Annotated in this window: 16 protein-coding genes and 1 pseudogene; 9 read left to right on the forward strand and 8 right to left on the reverse strand. The window is 64.8% G+C overall.

The annotated features are described in order from the left end of the window. From CG471_RS20530 to CG471_RS20550, 5 genes and pseudogenes are all read right to left on the reverse strand, one after another. Positions 1-458: pseudogene (locus CG471_RS20530) on the reverse strand (IS5 family transposase); the annotation flags it as partial. 31 nt (positions 459-489) lie between these two features. Continuing rightward, complete coding sequence (locus CG471_RS20535) at positions 490-954, reverse strand: VOC family protein (protein ID WP_099233414.1); 465 nt, start codon at positions 952-954, stop codon at positions 490-492. 3 nt (positions 955-957) lie between these two features. Then, entirely contained in the window at positions 958-1740 is a 783-nt protein-coding gene (locus CG471_RS20540) for a sterol desaturase family protein (protein WP_099233416.1), read from the reverse strand. A gap of 98 nt (positions 1741-1838) precedes the next feature. After that, positions 1839-2468, reverse strand: coding sequence for a TetR/AcrR family transcriptional regulator (locus CG471_RS20545; RefSeq protein ID WP_099233418.1), 630 nt, complete (start codon positions 2466-2468; stop codon positions 1839-1841). Continuing rightward, positions 2465-4099: a Na+/H+ antiporter gene (locus tag CG471_RS20550; protein WP_099233419.1), complete on the reverse strand. Its 1635-nt coding sequence runs from the start codon at positions 4097-4099 to the stop codon at positions 2465-2467. The genes CG471_RS20545 and CG471_RS20550 overlap by 4 nt, the downstream gene beginning before the upstream one ends. 199 nt (positions 4100-4298) lie before the next feature. Between CG471_RS20550 and CG471_RS20555 the strand changes: the two genes are divergently transcribed. The 5 genes from CG471_RS20555 (at position 4299) to CG471_RS20575 (ending at position 10385) form a co-directional block, all read left to right on the forward strand. Further along, a complete protein-coding gene (locus tag CG471_RS20555) occupies positions 4299-5858 on the forward strand; it encodes an inorganic phosphate transporter (RefSeq protein ID WP_099233421.1) in 1560 nt (519 codons plus the stop codon). 52 nt (positions 5859-5910) lie between these two features. After that, positions 5911-6885 carry a transporter gene (locus CG471_RS20560; protein ID WP_257211630.1) on the forward strand — a complete coding sequence of 325 codons (975 nt, stop codon included), beginning with the start codon at positions 5911-5913 and terminating at the stop codon, positions 6883-6885. 110 nt (positions 6886-6995) lie between these two features. Beyond that, the gene (locus CG471_RS20565) at positions 6996-8168 is read left to right on the forward strand and encodes a hypothetical protein (RefSeq protein WP_099233424.1); all 1173 of its coding nucleotides are present in this window, start codon (positions 6996-6998) and stop codon (positions 8166-8168) included. A gap of 16 nt (positions 8169-8184) precedes the next feature. Continuing rightward, positions 8185-9378: a sulfotransferase gene (locus CG471_RS20570; protein ID WP_099233426.1), complete on the forward strand. Its 1194-nt coding sequence runs from the start codon at positions 8185-8187 to the stop codon at positions 9376-9378. Then, on the forward strand, positions 9375-10385 hold the full coding sequence (locus tag CG471_RS20575; RefSeq protein WP_099233428.1) for an alcohol dehydrogenase catalytic domain-containing protein: 1011 nt from the start codon (positions 9375-9377) through the stop codon (positions 10383-10385). The genes CG471_RS20570 and CG471_RS20575 overlap by 4 nt, the downstream gene beginning before the upstream one ends. Here the strand turns inward: CG471_RS20575 and pncB are convergent. The 3 genes from pncB to CG471_RS20590 all read right to left on the reverse strand — a co-directional run bounded on the left by pncB (position 10382) and on the right by CG471_RS20590 (position 14070). Then, positions 10382-11686: a nicotinate phosphoribosyltransferase gene (gene pncB, locus CG471_RS20580; protein ID WP_099233452.1), complete on the reverse strand. Its 1305-nt coding sequence runs from the start codon at positions 11684-11686 to the stop codon at positions 10382-10384. The two genes, CG471_RS20575 and pncB, sit on opposite strands and share 4 nt — an antisense overlap. An 84-nt stretch (positions 11687-11770) precedes the next feature. Then, a complete protein-coding gene (locus CG471_RS20585; RefSeq protein ID WP_099233430.1) occupies positions 11771-12538 on the reverse strand; it encodes an enoyl-CoA hydratase/isomerase family protein in 768 nt (255 codons plus the stop codon). After that, complete coding sequence (locus tag CG471_RS20590) at positions 12535-14070, reverse strand: carboxylesterase/lipase family protein (RefSeq protein WP_257211632.1); 1536 nt, start codon at positions 14068-14070, stop codon at positions 12535-12537. The genes CG471_RS20585 and CG471_RS20590 overlap by 4 nt, the downstream gene beginning before the upstream one ends. Positions 14071-14227: 157 nt before the next feature. On the opposite strand from CG471_RS20590, the gene CG471_RS20595 reads away from it, so the two are divergent. The 4 genes from CG471_RS20595 (at position 14228) to CG471_RS20610 (ending at position 18774) form a co-directional block, all read left to right on the forward strand. Further along, on the forward strand, positions 14228-16273 hold the full coding sequence (locus CG471_RS20595; RefSeq protein ID WP_180275755.1) for a PQQ-dependent dehydrogenase, methanol/ethanol family: 2046 nt from the start codon (positions 14228-14230) through the stop codon (positions 16271-16273). A gap of 202 nt (positions 16274-16475) precedes the next feature. Further along, positions 16476-17213 (forward strand): TetR/AcrR family transcriptional regulator, encoded by a 738-nt coding sequence (locus tag CG471_RS20600; protein ID WP_097382884.1) that lies wholly within the window; start codon positions 16476-16478, stop codon positions 17211-17213. Positions 17214-17307: 94 nt separating this feature from the next. Continuing rightward, the gene (locus CG471_RS20605) at positions 17308-18129 is read left to right on the forward strand and encodes an enoyl-CoA hydratase/isomerase family protein (protein WP_099233434.1); all 822 of its coding nucleotides are present in this window, start codon (positions 17308-17310) and stop codon (positions 18127-18129) included. A gap of 3 nt (positions 18130-18132) precedes the next feature. Next, a complete protein-coding gene (locus tag CG471_RS20610; protein WP_099233436.1) occupies positions 18133-18774 on the forward strand; it encodes a flavin reductase family protein in 642 nt (213 codons plus the stop codon). Positions 18775-18877 lie beyond the last annotated feature (103 nt).

Here is an 18877-nt window from a genome sequence, read left to right on the forward strand (position 1 = left end):
GCGCGGCCTTCCGGCAGCGTCGGTCAGTCCGTGGATCTTGCTGGTGCGTCCGCCGCGCGAGGTTCCGATGCCTTGCGCGAAGGCCCCCCTTTTGCGCCGGCGGCCGAGCGATGGACCTTGATGCTGGTCGAGTCGATCGCGGACGAGCCCCAAACCCCACTGTATCCAGTCAGCGCCTCGAAGACCTCGAACCATACACCTTGCTGGCTCCAGCGATGGAAGCGGTTGTAGATCGTCGTGTAGGGGCCATATTCCGGCGGGCAGTCGCGCCACCGCGCGCCGATCTTGAGCATGTGGACGATGCCCGAAATCACCCTTCGATCATCGACCCGCCGCGCTCCTTTACGACCCTGCGGCAACAAAGGCTCGATCTTTGCCCACTCCGCATCGCTCAACCACGTCAACTGCCGTGCCATCAAGGTCTCCTGCTCTCGCACTAACCCTTGAATCAGCGCCATCGCGCGCGCGCAACCTTATTGAGTACGGACCCTAGGCCGGGTTGGGCGGATTGCCGACCAGTTCCAGTTCATGGCCGTCGGGATCGTGGATCAGCAAAATGGCCGGCCCCTTGCCCGATGCGCGGATCGCACCGACCGGATAGCCCGCCGCCTGCATGCGGGATGCGACACCCGACAGGTCGGGCACGCGCAGCACGATCTTGGCGATGCCGTTGTCGGCCGGCGGCGCCTTCTGCGCCTTGTCGTGCAGCAGGATCAGGGTCAGCCGGCCGCCCTTGCCGTCGGCGCAGAGCATGACTTCGGTCACGGGCCCATGTTGCAGCGTGGTGGCGGGGACGAGGCCGAGTGCGACCTGATAGAAGCGCAGCGCCTTGTCGAGATCGGCCACGGGCAGGCCGGGTGCCATCAGGGTCGCGCCAACCGGCGGAGGCGTCTGGGCACGGAGCGGGGCCGCGCCGACGGGCAGCAGGGCGAGCAGAAGGGCGATGTCGCGCATGGATCAGGCACTTTCGCTGGCGGTGGTAACCGGGACGTCATCCGTCTTCCGGCGCTGCTTGATCTTGTCGAAATCCGCCTCGAACTTCGGGCGCATGGTGCCGCACAGTCGGTCCCAGATCGTCGTGTAGCCACCGAAATTGCCGGTGAAATAGCGATGATGCTGATCGTGGAAGGTGGCGGAGATGAACCATTTGGTCGCCCAGCTGCGGTTCCACCAGCGCGGCAGCATCTCATAGCCGGAATGGACATAGAGGCCCATGATGATGTTGGTCGGCACGATCAGCGCGACGGTCGCGTCATGGACGGTGAAGACGGTCAGGAACAGCGGCACGAAGCCGCCATTGATCAGCGATTCCAGCGGGCTGACCGACAGGGTGGTGAGCAGGTTGGGGGATGTCGACTTATGGTGCAGCTTGTGGACCCAGCTATAGACCGGTTCCTTGTGCATCCAGCGGTGCAGCCAGTAGAAATAGGTGTCGAACAGGAAGAAATAGAGCGCATATTCGAGCGCGATCGTCCACCAGGCGGCGGGCGCCGGGTTGAAGCTGATCGCGCCGATTTCGACCAGCTTGGTCTTGATCGTGCCGAGGAGCAGGCCGGTGATGGCGAGGTTGATGACGGCAAAGCCGGCCTCGTTCCGGAAAATCTTCCATTTGAAGCCGCGCGGCTGGATCTTGCGTGCCTTGAAATAGCCGCTGACGATGCCTGCCCCGATCCCGGTCGCGACGAACAGGCCAAGCCATAGCGAGAGAAGATGCTCGCCCTTTCCCAGATATTCCAGCACGCCGGTCCTTCTCGTTGCAGACAGAAGGGTCTGCTATCATGGGATGGGCCGGGGAATTTGTCGGCGCTGACACATAGGCTGGAAATGCGGGCGGACGCTCAGCCCCGATTGGCGTTGATCCCGTCCAGCACGAAATCGGCGATCGCGGCGTCGATGCTGGAATCGTCCGCCAGCCCCGCCGGATAGAGCCAGTCGCGAAACAGCCGATTGGCGAGCACCGCGGCAAAGGCGGCGCGGACCATCAGGCGCGGATCGACGCGTGGCGTACCCTCGATCCGGGCCGACTGGACGGCGGCGCCCTGCTCGAAATAGGCGGCCAGGCTCTCGATCGGATTGCCGGTCTCTCCCGCCGGGCCGCCAGCCAGCATCATCGCCCGCAGCAGTGCCTCATGCTCGGTGACGAAGCGTTGCAGTTCGGCGATGTAGAGGCGTGCGGTATCCGCGCGGCTGGCATCGTCCTGCGGCACCGGATGATCCGCATTGAAGCGTTCGAGATGCTGGCTGAGCGGGCGGAACACGGCTTCCTGGAACAGTGCGGCCTTGGACGCGAAGCTGCGAAACAGTTGCGCCTCGGTCGTGTCGGCGGCGCGGGCGATCGCGGCGGTGGTCGCGCCGGCATAGCCATGGCGGCGAAATTCCTCCTGCGCCGCCTGGATCAGCCGGCTGGCGACCTCCGCCGAGGATCGGCGCGGCCGCCGGGCCGGCTTGTCCATTCTGTCCCCGCTCATGCGCGTAGGCGCGCTTCGGACAGGTCAAGCTCACGGGTGAGCTTGCGCCCGACCTCGCTGCCGATCTTGCGGCTGCGCAGCAGGGTGAGGAGGGCGGCGCGTTCTGCCGCGACGCCGACCATGCGGAAATCGCGGAACAGGGCGCCCTGCGCGCGCAGGCTGTCGGCTTCGGCTGCGCCCAGGGCCTCGATCCGCTCGCGATACAGATCCATCACGCGCGCGCCAGCCTCGGCATAGCGTTCGGCATGGCCATGGGTTTCGGCCAGGTCATGCTGATGCCGCTCGATCGCCTGGATCGCTGCCTCGGCGGTGACGATGCGGGCGGCGTCCTCTTCCGCGGCCTTGTTGGCTTCGGCCGGCATGTCGAGATTCTTGAGCAGTAGCGGCAGCGCGACGCTGGCCAGGATCAGCGACAGGATGATGACCCCCGCGGCCAGGAAGATGGCAAGATCGCGCGCCGGAAAGGGGGTGCCGTCGTTGAGCGCGAGCGGCAGGGTGAGCACACCGGCAAGGGTGATGGCGCCGCGCACCCCGGCGAAGGAGGTCGCCGCCACCAGCCGCCAATTGGGCCGGCGCGGACCATCGACGCCGCGATACTGGTTGCGCAGGATGGTGAAGCGCAGCGACAGCCACACCCACAGGAAACGCAGCGCAGCCAGGCCGACGACGATCGCAACCGTGTAGAGTGCTAGCCAGCCGGGTTCGCTATGGCCGGTCAGCGCGACCGTGCGCTTCGCTTCGGCAAGGATGCCGGGCAATTGTTCGCCCAGCAGCACGAAGATGATGCCGTTGAGCGTGAACTGGATCGTGTCCCACACCGAATTGCGGCGCATCCGGGTTTCGGCCATCGCCTCGCGCGAGATTTCGGCGAAGGTCATGGTCACGCCGGCGGCGACGGCGGCCAGGATGCCGGAGGCATGGACATGTTCGGCCAGGATATAGGAGCCGAAGGGGATCAGCAGGCTGACCAGGATCTGCGACCCGGTTTCCTCGCCCCAACGGCGCGTGACCCAGGCCTTGGCGCGCGACACGACCAGCGTGACGCCCACGCCGATCGCGATGCCGGCAAAGGCGAGCCAGAGGAAGTTGAGCGCGGCATCGCCGGCGGAAAAGCTGCCGGTCAGCGCCGCCGCAATGGCGAAGCGCAGGCAGACCAGGCCGGATGCGTCGTTGAGCAGCGATTCCCCTTCGAGGATGTGCATCATGCGCTTGGGAATGGGCACGCGCGCGGCGATGGCGGACACGGCGATCGGATCGGTCGGCGAGACCACGGCGGCCAGCGCGAAGGCGACGGCGAGCGGCATCGCCGGGATCATCCAGTTGATGAAGAAGCCCATGCCGATGACGGTGGTCAGCACCAGCCCCAGCGCCAGTTCGACCACGGTCGAGGCGTCCTTGAGCAGTTCATCCTTGGGAATGCGCCAGCCGTCGAGGAACAGCAGAGGCGGCAGGAACAAGAGCAGGAATATTTCGGGATCGAGCGCGACCCTGTGCGATGTCGACAGGCCGATGATCGCGCCAAGGGCGATCTGGACCAGAGGTGTCGGGATGGAAATCGGCATCATGCGCGACAGGGCGCCACTGACGACGACAGCCAGCAACAGGAATAATACGACCGAAATGACGTCCAAATCTTCGCTCCAACTTATGTGTCGGGCGACCCTAGGCGGACGGATTGCCGATGGGCAAGCGCCGGGCGCGAATTTTCCTTCAATTTCAGCACCGCAACGCGGCTGTCATGCAGCGGACCTAGAGGGTTAACATTATTTGCCGTTCGGGGACGATTCGATGAATGCAAGCGTGGCAATTGGCGGGGCACGCCGGCCCGAGATGGACAAGGGGCTGGGCATGGCCGGCTCGATCGGCTTTGGCGCTGCCATCATCGCCGCGCTGATCTATGTCGTCTACAGCGTCTATAGCGATGCGACGGCGGTGGGCGTGGCGCCGACCGCCTATCTGCCCTTCCTGCTGCTGTTCCTGGCGCTGCTGATCGCGCTCGGCTTCGAATTCGTGAATGGCTTCCACGACACCGCCAATGCGGTGGCGACGGTGATCTACACCAATGCGATGCCGGCCAATATCGCGGTGGTCTGGTCGGGCTTCTTCAATTTCCTGGGCGTGCTGCTGTCGACCGGCGCAGTCGCGTTCGGCATCGTGTCGCTGCTGCCGGTCGAACTGATCCTGCAGGTCGGGTCCAGCGCCGGTTTCGCCATGGTGTTCGCGTTGCTGATCGCGGCGATCCTATGGAACCTCGCCACCTGGTGGCTGGGCATCCCGTCGTCCAGCTCGCACACGCTGATCGGATCGATCATCGGCGTCGGCGTTGCCAATGCGCTGCTGCACGGCAAGAGCGGCACGTCCGGCGTCGACTGGAGCAAGGCGACCGAGATCGGCCAGGCACTGCTCTTTTCGCCGCTGATCGGCTTTGGCCTGGCGGCGCTGCTGTTCGTGGCAATGAAAGTCCTGGTCCGCAACAAGGCGCTCTATCGCGAGCCGCAGAACGGCATGCCGCCGCCATTGTGGATCCGTGCGCTGCTGATCTTCACCTGCACCGGCGTCAGCTTCGCCCATGGCTCCAATGACGGGCAGAAGGGCATGGGCCTCATCATGCTAATCCTGATCGGCACGGTGCCGACTGCCTATGCGCTCAACCGCGCGGTGCCGGCGCGCTATACCACCGAATTCCACGCCAATTCGATTGCCGCCACGGCGGCGCTTGGCCAGCGCGCGCCCGCCATGATGCGGCCGGCCGAGGCGCGGGCGCAGGTCACGCGCTATATCGCCGATAAGCGTTTTGCCGACACGACCATGCCGGCGCTGTCGCTGCTGATCGCCGATGTCGATCGGCAGGTGATGAATTATGGATCGCTGGCGCAGGTGCCGGCCGCTGCTGTCTCCAACATCCGCAACGACATGTATCTGGCGTCCGAAGCGATCAAGCGGCTGGGCAAGGAAAAGGCGGCAGGTCTTTCCGAAGCGAAAATGAAGGCGCTGACGACCTACAAGGGCTCGCTTGATGCCGGCACCCGCTTCATTCCGACCTGGGTGAAGATTGCCGTCGCCTTTGCGCTGGGCCTGGGCACCATGGTCGGCTGGCGGCGGATCGTGGTCACGGTGGGCGAGAAGATCGGCAAGACGCACCTCACCTATGCACAGGGTGCCTCGGCCGAGCTGGTGGCGATGGCGACGATCTTTGGCGCGGACCATATGGGCCTGCCGGTTTCGACCACCCATGTCTTGTCGTCGGGCGTGGCCGGCACGATGGCGGCCAATGGATCGGGTCTGCAGATGGCGACGGTACGCAACCTGCTGATGGCCTGGGTGCTGACATTGCCCTGTTCGATCCTGCTCGCAGGGCTGCTATATATGGTCTTCGCGCAGATCTTCTGATCGACAGGAGCGGCATATCGGCGACCGGAACGACCCGCTGATCCCCATCATCTTGCCGGTTCCGGGCATGGGGCCGGGGCTGATCTGGGGGCTGGACTTCGCGCCTGATGCGATCAGGCCGGTGGATCATTGCGATGGCGGGACGACGGGCGGCTTTCGCTGGCTGCACCTGAACCTGGCCGATCATGGCACGCGGCAATGGATCGAGGGGGCGGCGATGCTGCCCGAGGCGGTGCGCGAACTGATCCTGTCGCCCGATACGCATCAGCGGGCGCTGGTCGATGGCGACACGGTCGGCTGCGTCCTGCATGATTTCGAGCGGGATTTCGATGTGGCCGATACCGCGCGGGTGGGTGCGCTGCGCATGGCGTTGACGCCGACATTGATGCTGACCACCCGGCTGCATCCGCTGCGCTGCGCCGACATTGCGCGTCATCGGCTGAAGCGGACGAGGGGCGTCATCGGCGGGGCGCAGGCGCTGGACCTGCTGGTCGGCGCCATTGCCGAGAATATCGCCGATATCAGCCGCACCCTGTCGGCCGACATCCAGCGCGCCGAGGACGCCTTTCTGGAGGGGCATCATCCGCCCCAGCCGCGCGACCTGGTCGGCATTCGTCGCCGGCTCGCGCAACTGCATCGCCTGCTGTCGGGCGCGCGGGGCGTGTTCCAGCGGCTGGAGCGGGACGAGGAACTGCCGGACGCGCTGCTGCCCACGGTCGAGAAACTGACCCAGCGGCTGCAGGCGCTGGACGCCGACATATTGGAAGGGCAAGCGCAATTGCGGCTGCTGCGCGACGAACTGGACATACAGGCGGCGCAGCGGACCAACCAGAATCTCTACATCCTGTCGATCATCACCGCGCTGATGCTGCCGGCGACCCTGGTCACCGGACTGTTCGGCATGAACACCGGAGGCATGCCCTTTGCCGGTGCGTCGCACGGCACGCTGACCGCGACACTGGTGGCTGCCGGGGCTGCTGGCGTCAGCTATTGCCTGCTGCGCTGGATGGGGTTCATGCGGCGCTGAACCGCGATCCATCGCGCCGGCGATCTCGGGCCGGGGCCTCTCCTAAAACAGAATGATAGTGAATACTATCTATGTACTGCCCGCCAGTGGCAGAGGAGAGGCATGCCATCATGATCATTGAACCCGACATCCTGGCCTATCTGACTGATCTGGAGAGCGCGGTCGCCAATCTTGGCGATACCTGGCGCCCCGACGATCCGGCCTATCGCGCCGACGTTTACCGCCAGACGATGACCAGCCTGTCCTATGCCTATTTCGCCTATTTCCATGCCACGCCGGAGCATCCCGATTGGGCCCCCTTGTGGAACCCGGTCTATACGCTCCAGCCCAATCCGGACGATATCTATCTCCAGTCGCCGATCCGCGGGGATCTGACCTACCGCATCGCCGGCAATCGGGGCAGTTGCAAGATATTGAGCTTCACCACCCAAAGGGCCTTGTCCGGGACGGTCGATGAAATGCCCCGACCCAATGGCCATCATGAGGTGGACGACAACGATCTGGGGCTGGAGCCGGGGGAGCATTTCGAACTGATCCTGAGCGCCCGGCGCCCGGCGGGCTATGTTGGCAAATGGGCGCCGATCGATCCTCAGGCGGGCGGGCTGATGGTGCGCTATCGCAGCTATGACTGGCTGAACGAGGTCGATCCGCAACTGACGATCGAATGTCTGGATCCGGTGCCGCCCAAGCCGCGCCTGTCGCCGGAGGAGATTGTCGCGCGCATCCGGGAAATGGCAAAGTTCCCCGGCCGCAAGACGCGGCTTTATTATCCGATGCAGAATGGCGTGAAGGAGCGGGTCGGCTTCAACCGGTTCGAGCCGGTGCGGATGCCCGGCGCGCTTGCCAAACAGGTCTACTGGCCGGCCTGCTTCCAGTTCGACGCCGATGAGGCGCTGATCATCGAGACCGACATCCCGGCCCATGCGCCCTACTGGAATATCCAGCTCAACGACCCCTATTTCAACGCGCTGGAATATGTCTATCGCCTGTCCAGCAGCAACGGCCATTATGCGAAGCTGAGCCGTGACGGCAAATATCGGGCCGTCATCGCGCTGGAAGACCCCGGCGTGCCCAACTGGCTCGATCCTGCCGGCTATCGCGAAGGCGGCATCTATGGCCGCTGGTATGATTGCGACAGCGCGCCGGTGCCGACCATCACGCGGGTGAAGCTGAACGCGTTGCGCACCCATTTGCCCGCCGACACGCCGATCGTCACGCCGCAGCAGCGCGCCGAGGAGTTGGGGCTGGGGGTGCGGGCCTGCCAGCGTCGGCGGCGCTGGTGAAAGGGGGGGATTGCCAGTGATGTCGAATGGATATGAACCGCCGCTACGCTTCGCCGCTGCGCTCGACCAGTTGCACGATCTGGTGACGGCGGAAACCGGCCATGATGATTTTGGCCCCGACGATTATCTGCCGGGGCTTCGCGTGCTGCTCCAGTCGATGGATTATGATCCGCGCTTTACCGCGGCGGGGCGGCGCACTGCCTGGGGCCATGTGGTCGGCGTTCTGCGCGGCCGGGCAAGTGCGATCGCGGCGATGAAGGCGCATCCGGGCTTCGATGCCCGGCCGATCCTGAGTCCTGTCGTCATCACCGGCGTGCCGCGCACCGGGACCACGGCGCTGCATCGGCTGATGGCGGTCGATCCACGCTTCCAGGGGCTGCAAAGCTGGCTGCTCGATACGCCGCGTCCGCGTCCACCGGTCGAAAGCTGGCAGGACGATGCCGATTTCCGCCGTTCGGTCGCCTTGCTGAAGCGGCGCTATGTCGATGCGCCAGCCAAGCGGGCCGCGCATCATGTCGCGGCCGAGGAAGTGCATGAATGCTGCATGCTGCTGCGCCAGTCCTTTGTTTCCAACCTGTGGAGCTGCGGCTGGTCGGCGGCAAGCTATGACGCGTGGTGGTGCGCGCAGAGCGAGGCGGCGGGCTATGACCATTATCGCCGCTGTGTGCAGTTGATCGGCGCCAACGACCCGGACAAGCGCTGGCTGCTCAAAAATCCTGGCCATATCGAAAATCTAGACCTGCTCTTTGCCGTCTTTCCCGATGCAAAGGTGATCCAGACCCATCGCGATCCGGCCAAGGCCTTGCCTTCGCTCGTATCACTGCTGATGGCGGGGCATGGCGCGATGGAGGACGGGCGGGCGGCCGAGCGCGGCGCGCTGATGCTGGCACGCGAAACGGCCAAATGGTCCCATGCCGTGCGCAAGGCGGAAAAGGTGGCGGAACGCCATCCGGGCCAATTGCTCGATATCGTCCATGGCGATTTCCATGCGCAGCCCATGGCCGTGCTGGAGCGAATCTATGCCTTTATCGGCATGGAGATGCCCGATGCGACGCGCATGGCCATGGCACAGCGGATCGCGGACAAGCCCGAGATGCAGCATGGCGTTCATCGCTATTCGATCGCTGACTATGGCATGAGTGCGCAAGAGGTGCGGTCGGCGTTCGGCGATTATGTGGCGCGCTTCGACCTGGCGGAGGCAGGGCGATGAAGGCGGCCATCTATCCGGGCGATGGACAGCCGATCGTCATCGCCGACCTGCCCGATCCGCGACCGGCCATGGGGGAATTGCTGATCCGCGTCCACCGCTGCGGCATCTGTGGCACCGACCTTTCGATGACGAGGGGCGGCATATGGGATTATGGCCGCGGCGTACAGATCGGCCATGAATATGCCGGCGAAGTGGTGGACGTTGGCGCGGGTGTCGATCGCTTTCGTGCTGGCGACCGGGTCGCGGTCATGCCCTCGATCGGCTGCGGCCAGTGCACTCCCTGCCAGGAACATGGCAATCCGGTATTGTGCGGCGCAAAGCCGGGCGGCGCGATGCGGGGCTTTGCCGAATTTGCGGTGGTGCCGGCCGGTGCGGCGGTACGCCTGCCCGAAACCCTGTCCCTGGCCGATGGCGCGCTGATCGAGCCGCTGGCCGTCAGCCTGTATGGCGCGCGCTTTGCCGATATCCGCCCCGGCGACCCGGTGCTGGTGCTCGGCGGCGGCACGGTTGCGCTCTATGCCATCTACTGGGCGCGGCGATTGGGGGCGGGGCGGATCGTGGTCCTGTCGCGATCCGCCCGGCGGCGTGATCTGGCGATCGCCATGGGTGCCGATGCCTTCTTCTCTTTCGGCGACGAGGAAAAGGGGCAGGTGATCGAAGCGCTGGGCGGCGCGCCCCGGATCGTGTTCGAGGCTGTCGGGGTGGACGGGATGCTGGGGCGGGCGGTGAACCATGTCGCGCCATTCGGGCGGATCGTGTCGCTGGGCTTCTGCACGGCGCCGGATGCGGTCATTCCGGCGCTGGCATCCTATAAATGCGCCAGCCTGCAATTTGCCGTCGGCTACCGCATGGCGGAATTCCTGCACATCGCCGACCAGATGGACAAGGGGCATGTTGATCCCAAGGCGATCATCAGCAATGCGATCTCGCTGGATCAGCTGCCGGCGATGATGGCGACGCTGCGCGGGACCAATGAAGAGACCAAGGTGCATGTCCGTTGCGGCTAGACCTGAACCGCGACCGCCTTTCGCCCGTCGTCGCCGAAAATGCGCAGATAGCGGTCGATCTCGGCCGGATCGCCGGTCGCCTTGGCGGGATTGTCCGACAGCTTGACCGCCGGGCGACCATTGGCGTCCACCACCTTGCACACCAGTGAGATCGGATCGAGCCCGTCGGTTTCGAACGGGGCGCAGCCGCGAAAATCATTGGTGAGATTGGTGCCCCAGCCAAAGCTCATGCGCACGCGGCCATGGAAATGGCGATAGGTCGCCTCGATACTGTCGACATCCATGCCATCGGAAAAGATCAGCAGCTTGTTGCGCGGATCACGCCCCTTTTCCTGCCACCAGCGGATGATCTGTTCGCCCGCCTCGATCGGTGGGGCGCTGTCGGGACGGAAACCGGTCCAGTCGGCCACCCAGTCCGGCGCATCCTTCAGGAAGGCGGCGGTGCCGAACGCATCGGGCAGGGCGATGCGCAGATTGCCGCCATAATGGGCCTGCCATTGTTCCAGAACCGCATAGGGCGCGCGGGCGAGCGCAGCGTCATCCGGTGCCAGCGCGGCCAGCACCATAGGCAATTCATGCGCATTGGTGCCGATCGCCTCCAGATCGGCATCCATCGCCAGCAGCACGTTGGACGAGCCGATGAAGCGGTCGCCGAGCCCTTCCTTCAGCGCCTCGACGCACCAGCGCTGCCATAGGAAGCCATGGCGACGGCGCGTGCCGAAGTCGGAGATGACGAGATCGGGCAGGGCGCTCAGACGCTCGACCTTCTCCCACAATTTCGCCTTGGCACGGGCGTAAAGCACGTCGAGCGCGAAGCGGCCACGCCCCTTCATCGCCGCGCGCGATCGCAATTCGTTGATGATCGCGAGTGCCGGGATCTCCCACATCATCGTGTCGATCCAGAGCCCGTGGAAGCGGAGCTCATATTGGCCGTCGACCTGACGCAGCTCATATTCCGGCAGGCGAAAATCCGCGAGCCAGGCAATGAAATCCGGGCTGAACATCTGGGTCCGGCCATAGAAGCTGTTGCCCGCCAGCCAGATCAGTTCCTTCTTGCTGAAGCGCAGCGACCGGGCATGGTCGAGCTGGGCGCGCAGTTCGCCTTCATCGATGATGTCGGCCAGGCGCACATGGTGGGTGCGGTTGATCAGCTTGAAGGTGGTCTGGACATCGGGATGCTGCTGCCGGATCATCTGCAGCATCAGCAGCTTGTAGAAATCGGTGTCGAGCAGGCTGCGCACGATCGGGTCGAGCCGCCAATTATGGTTGTAGGTGCGGGTGGCGATATCGGTGAAGACCATGAAGAACCTGATGGACAGCAAAATTGACAGGGGCGTGCTGCACCGTTCCCCATGGGGATCATGATGGCAAGGCTGATGAAGGGATTATCGGCCGATGAAGTTCGGGGTGCGCTTGTCCCGCGCGGCGGCCAGCCCCTCGCGATGATCGGCGGTGGTGGCGAGCAGGGGCTGGACCATGAACTCGCGGTCGAGGAACTGGTCGAAGGATAGCGTGGTCGCCTCGAACAATTGCTTGCTCATCGCCTGCGCGACAGGCGGTCCCTGCGCAAGGCGGGTGGCCAGGTCGATCGCCGCGTCGCGGACCGGGCGGTCCGCCTCGATCGAGAGGATGAGGCCGAGCTGCAAGGCTTCATCGGCGGTCAGCGTCCGGCCGCTATAGACGATTTCCTTGGCGCGCATCGGGCCGACCAGTCGGGTCAATTGCCAGATGGCACCGGCGTCGGGCGCATAGCCGATCCGGCCGAAGAGTTGGGCAAAGCTGGCGTTCGGGCTGGCGAGGATCAGGTCGCAGGCGAGTGCCAGGCTCCAGCCGGCGCCGACGCAGACGCCGTCGACCGCTGCGATGACCGGCTTGGGCGTGGCCATGATGGCGCGGATCATGCGGTGGAGCGCGCGCATCCGCTTGAGAAAGGCGGCACTGTCGGCGGCGCCCATTTCACCGGTATCGGCGCCCGAGCAGAAATGCCCGCCAGCGCCGGTCAGGACGACCGCTCGAACCCCGTCATCCTGGGCCAGATCGTCGAACAGCGTGGCGATCTCGCCGCGCATCGCCATGGTGAAGGCATTGCGCCGATCGGGGCGATCGAGCGTCAGGATCGCCACTGCGCCGTCATGCTCCAGCCGCAGGCTCATGGCGTGGGCGTCCAGCCGAAGGATTGGCCACTTTCCCGCTGCCATTTATCGAACCACGGGGCGAGCTGGCGGGCGCGGAAGTCCGGGGTGGCGGCGATATGCTGGCCGATGACCAGCGGGTTGGTGCGACCGTCCTGAGTGGCTGGCCATGGCGGCAGGCCGGGGCCGTTGGGATCGCCGCTGCGCACATAGTTCAGCATCCAGCCTGACATGGTCCTGGCAAGCGCCTGGCTTTCCGTATCGGCCGAGGGGGACTGGCCGAGCCAGAACAGCCGGTCGGCGCAATGGTCTGCGCCGGGTTTTGAACTGCGCTGGTCGGGCGGCACGAAATCGAACTGATAGGCGCGGGTCGGCAGGCCGGCGCGGGCCGCCAACTGGGTCATGCCGAGCGCCGCCGAGGTGAACAGGAAATCGGTTTGCACCTGGCGCAGCAATTCCGCCTCGTCGGACAGGCCATAGCTGGCTGACACGGCTGACAGATCGATGCCGAAGCGGCGTGCCATTTCGGCCCGGCCAAAGCCCATCAGGCCAAAGACGCTGGCTTCGTTGCTGGTCGATCCGCTGATCAACGGGACATGCGCGATCTGGCCCCTTGCGAACAGGGTGGAAAGGGGAGCGGGGAGCCAGCTGCCATCGACGGTTGCGCCAAAGTCCGGCGCACCGCTGTCGCCGGCCAGCACCTGTGCGACGCTGAGCCTGCGCAGGGCCGCGAGCGATGGCGCGCCATTGTCGGTCACGCCGGTGCGCTGGGCAAAGGTCAGCCCTTGCTCCTGCGCCTGGGGCAGAGGGCGGTTGGCGTTGAACAGGCCGCCGGCCGAATGGGCGCTGGCCCGCGCGAACAGGCCCCTGGCCATCGGCGTCGCCATCAGCGCATTGATGCTGGAGCCGCCCGCCGAACAGCCGATGATGGTCACATTGTCGGGATCTCCGCCGAAGCGGGCGATGTTCTGCCTGACCCAATGCAGCGCCGCGACCTGGTCCATCAGCCAGAAATTGGCGGTTGCCTTGGGTGCTTCTTTTGTCAGGGCGGGATGGGCGAAGAAGCCGAGCCGCCCGATGCGGTAATTGGGCGCGACAAGGACGACACCCTGCTTGACCAGCGGCGGCATGCCGTTGCGGAACGGCTCCCGACCCGAGCCGACGAAATAGGCGCCGCCATGGACGACGAACAGCACCGGCAATTTGCGGGCGCCAAGGTCGGGCGAAGCGACGTTGAGGGTCAGGCAATTTTCATCCTGGGGGAAGGCTGCGTCCTCTTTGCGCCGTGGCTGGGGGCAATCAGCCGCAAAACCTGTAGCGTCACGCTCGGTCTTCCAGGCGCGGATCGGTTGCGGTGCGCGCCAGCGATTGGTGCCGACTGGGGGCGCGGCATAGGGGATGCCGCCAAAGAAGCGGACATCGTCGCGCATCACGCCGCGGATCGGCCCGGACGTGGTGGACAATCGGGGCGGTGCCGAAGAAGGCGCGGCATTTCCAAGGCTTGCCCATAAAGCGACGGCCGCGGCCGCGCAGGCGACAGGACGCTGCACCATCTCCATCATCCCCTTATCAATTTTGCTCTATGGTGCATAATAATGTTGGAGAGGATTATCGCTGTCAAGCGCGCAGGCGCGTTGACAGGGTCACGAATCTGCACCAAGGTGCAATATAAAGAGGCGCGAACAGGGGCGCACGGAGAAGGATGAGAGCATGAAGGGAAGAGTGTCGACGGCCGTGGCGATCCTGGCCCTGGCAAGCGGGCTGGTCGCCTGCGGCGCGGACAGCGCAGCGCCGGGCGGTCCGACCGCCAACTGGTCCAGCTTTGGCGGCGACGACAAGGAGCAGCACTACAGCGCGCTCGACCAGATCAGCGCCGACAATGTCGGCAAGCTGGGTCTCGCCTGGTCCTATGATATCGACACCTATGACAGCTATACCCAGCCGCTGGCGATAGATGGCGTCCTCTATTTCGCGGTCGGCCTGTCGGTCGTTCATGCGCTCGACGCCAAGACCGGCAAGTTGTTGTGGCAATATGACCCCGACGTGGCGAGCCAGCCGGAGGCGAAATGGCGGATGCGCGCCGGCTGGGGCACGCGCGGCATCGCCTATAAGGACGGGCTGATCTATACCGCGACGCGCGAAGGCCGGCTGATCGCGGTCGACGCCAAGACCGGTAAGCCGCGCTGGTCGGTCCAGACGCTCGACGAGGCGGAAAACGGCTATATCACCGGCCCGCCATGGGTGGCCGGCGACAAGATCGTCGTCGGCTTTGGCGGCGCGGATTACAGCCCGACCCGCGGCTATGTGACCGCCTATGATGCCAAGACCGGCAAGAAGGCGTGGCGCTGGTTCGTGGTGCCCGGCGATCCGGCCAAGGGATTCGAGAACAAGGCGATGGAGGCGGCGGCCAAGACCTGGACCGGCGAATGGTGGAAATTCGGCGGTGGCGGCACGGTGTGGCACGCCATGGCCTATGACGCCAAATATGATCGCATCTACCTGGGCACCGGCAATGGCTGGCCGTGGAACCAGAAGATCCGTTCGCCCGGCGGCGGCGACAATCTCTATCTCGCCTCGATCGTGGCAATCGACGTGAAGACCGGCGAATATGCCTGGCACTATCAGGTGAACCCGGAAAACAGCCACGATTTCAACGATGCGATGGATATCGAGCTGGCCGATATCGAGATTGGCGGCAAGGTGCGGTCGGTGCTGATGCATGCGCCCAAGAACGGCTTCTTCTATGCGCTGGACCGCGAGACCGGGAAATTCATCTCGGCCGGCGAGTTCGCCAAGCAGAATTGGGCCAAGCGGATCGATCCGGTCACCGGCCGACCCGAGATCAATCCCGAGGCGCAATATCCGAACGGCAAGCCGTTCATGATGTACCCCTTCCCCAATGGCGCGCATGGCGTCCAGGCGATGGCGTTCAGTCCCAAGACGAAGCTCAGCTATATTCCGGTGATGGAGGGCGGCCGCGTGTTCGTCGATCCGGCCAATGTGAAGGACTGGACCTACAAGCCGGGGATGATGGTCAATACCGGTCTGGGCGCGCCGCCGGCCAATCTGGTGCCGCCCGCTGCGGTGAGCAAACTGGTCGCCTTCGATGTCGCCAACAACAAGGTTGCCTGGTCGGTGCCGCAACCCGGCGTATTCAACGGCGGCATCATGGCCACGGGTGGCGGCCTGCTGTTCCAGGGCACCAATGACGGCAATTTCAACGCCTATTCGGCGACCGACGGGCGCAAGCTCTGGTCCTTCCCGGCGCAGAACGGCATATTGTCGGCGCCGATCAGCTATACGGTCGGCGGCAAGCAATATGTGTCGGTGATCACTGGCTTCCGCAGCAGCTTCCCCAACGTGCCCAACTGGGATTATCGCCAGCAGCAGCGCCGGGTGCTGACCTTTGCGATCGGCGGCACCAAGGCGCTGCCCAAGTTCGAGCCGGTGGACGAGCCGATCCAGGATGATCCGGCCTTCATCGTCGACGCCGCCAAGGCCAAGGTCGGCGGCGGCATCTACAATAGCAGCTGCGTCATCTGTCATGGCGCGGGCATGATGGCGGGCGGCGCCGCGCCCGACCTGCGCAAGTCGGCGGTGCCGCTGGACGCCGAGACGTTCAAGTCGGTGGTGCATGACGGGGCGCTGATGGCGCGCGGAATGGGCGCCTTCGAGCAGTTGAGCGACGCCGATCTGGAAGGGCTGCGCCACTATATCCGCCAGCGCGCGCGGGAAACCGCGCCCAAGGCCAACTGACCTCCCATGGCATCCGTCCCCTTGTGGCGGATGCTGCTTCGCCCCGCTTCCTTTCATCGGGAGGCGGGGCTCCTTGTCTGCGCCGAGCGGGGGCTTGCACAAAGTCCAGCCGTGCGGCATCAAATTTGCACGTTCATGCAATTGCGTTATGATCGTCGGTTACGTGCCCCCGCCGGGCGCGCCTCGGGGAGGATGAGCGAATTTGACGACGGACAAGGACATGGCTGACCTCAAGGAAAATGGCGATCGGCCGCAGACCTATTCCAGTCCGGCGATCATCGAACGCCGTCGCCGGATATTGGAGGAAACGCGCAAGGTGATCGCCGAACAGGGGATCGCGGCGCTGAGCATGAACGAGATCGGCCAGCGCGCGGGTGTCGCGAAGCGGACGCTCTACAACGCCTTCCAGACCCGTGAGCGGATGATCGCCACCGCGATCCAGGAATATTTCGACGAATATGTCAGCCGCATCGTCTATTCGAGCCCGCCCGGCACGATGCAGCATAATCTGGAGCGGATGATTTCGGTCGTCCAGCGGAACCGGAAGATCCGCAATTATATCAAGGCGATCATGGCGCTCTATTTCAGTTCGGATGTCGACCGCGACATCTGGACCGCGATGCATTCGCCGGCCATCCATCATAACAAGCAGTGGATCGAGGCGCTCGACGCCACGAAGCAGTTGCAGCCCTGGGTGCAGGTCGACAAGCTGGTCGATGATCTGGTGCGCTTCGAATATGCGACCATCAACGACTGGGCGCAGGGCCGCATACCCGATGACGAGGTGATCGTCCGGCTGGTCAGCAGCTATCTGTCCTGCCTGCTCGGTTCGCTGAAGGGCGCGGCGCGCAAGGAAGTCGAAGCGCTGATCAAGGATATTGCCGAGCGCGGCATGGACGCGCTGCCGATGTCGCCCAAGACCAAGACGAAAGCGACTTGAATCTGCACCATGATGCAAATTTTCTTGCATCATGGTGTGCGCCTCGTCTAGGCATGCCCCAGGCCCGACATGGGCATCAGCATGGGAGAGTGAGATGAGCGCGCCGAGCGAAGACCCCGAACTGTTGTTCGAGCTGCGCGCGGATGGCGTGGCCGTCATCACCCTCAACCGGCCGCGCGCGAAGAACACCGTCTCCTTCACCATGTGGGAGCAATTTTCCGCCGCGCTCGACCGGCTGGAAAATGCGACGCCGGCGCGGATGCTGCTGCTGCGTGGGGCGGAAGGCTATTTCAGCAATGGCGGCGACGTGAAGCTGCCGCCAGCGCGGGGCGAGGGCGCGTTGCGGCTGGCGGCGCGGCTGGAGATGGGGCAGCGGATCATCCGCCGGCTGCGCGCGCTGCCGATCCCGACCGTAGCGGCGGTGGAGGGCGGCGCCTATGGCGTGTCCTGGAGCCTGGCGATGGCCTGCGACATGATCTTCGCGGCGGACAATGCGCGGTTCGGTGCGCCGTTCCTGGATTTCGGGCTGGTGCCCGATGGCGGCGCGGCCTGGTTCCTGACCCGGCAACTGGGGCGGGCACGCGCGGCCGAGATCATCTTTTCGGGGCGGACATTGGAGGCGGCCGAGGCGCTGAGCCTGGGGCTGGTCAGCCGGCTGGTCCCGCCGGGCGAGGCGGTCGCGCAGGCGCTGGCGCTGGGCGCGACGATCGGTGGCGGCAATGCCCATGCGGTCGAACTGACCAAGCGGCTGCTGGATCAGGCGGAAAGCGGCGACCTGTCGGCCAATCATGCGCTGGAACTGGTCTATTGCCATACCTGCCAGGCGGGGGAGGAAGTGCCCCGCGCCCGCGAGGCGTTCAAGGCACGCGCAGCGGCGAAGGCTGCCGCGAAGGGCGCAACTGGGGCGAAGGAATAAGTCATGCAGTTCGACATGCGCAGCCTGCCGATGGCGACCCGCTACAAGATCGTCAATTCGACCATCACCCCGCGTCCGATCGCGTGGATCACCACCCGGTCCGAAGCAGGCGTGGTCAATGCCGCGCCCTACAGCTTCTTCAACTGCGTCGGCACCGAGCCGCCGCTGGTGGCGCTGGGCCTGCTGAAGGAGCCGGTGTCGCGCGGCCTGAAGAATACGGCCGCCAACATCATCGCCACCGGCGAGTTCGTCGTGAACCTGGTGTGCGAGGATGATGCCGAGAAGATGAACCATTGCAGCGTCGATGCGCCGGCCGATGTCAGCGAGATCGACTATGCCGGGATCGAGACCGCGCCGTCGGTGCTGGTCGCGCCGCCGCTGATCGCCAGCAGTCCGGTCAGCTTCGAATGCCGCAAGGTCGCGGCGATGGACATCGGCACGATGCAGACGGTGATCATCGGCGAGATCGTCATGGCGCATATCCGCGACGAGTTCATCACCGATCGCGAGCGGGTCTATTTCGATACGCCGGCGATGAAACTGATCGGCCGCACCCATGGCAGCGGCTGGTATGTGCGCAACGGTGACAGTTTCCAGATGGACCGGCCGCGTTATGATCCGGCACGGCTGACGGGCAAGGAATGAATTTGAACCTATAGTGCAATATTACTTGCGCTGCCGGGAAAAAGCGTGTCTGTTTCAAGGGAAAGGTCGGAGGCGCGATTCCGCGCACTACCGGCCAGATCCG

The organism is Sphingobium sp. IP1 (assembly GCF_002708645.1).
Classification (GTDB): domain Bacteria; phylum Pseudomonadota; class Alphaproteobacteria; order Sphingomonadales; family Sphingomonadaceae; genus Sphingobium; species Sphingobium yanoikuyae.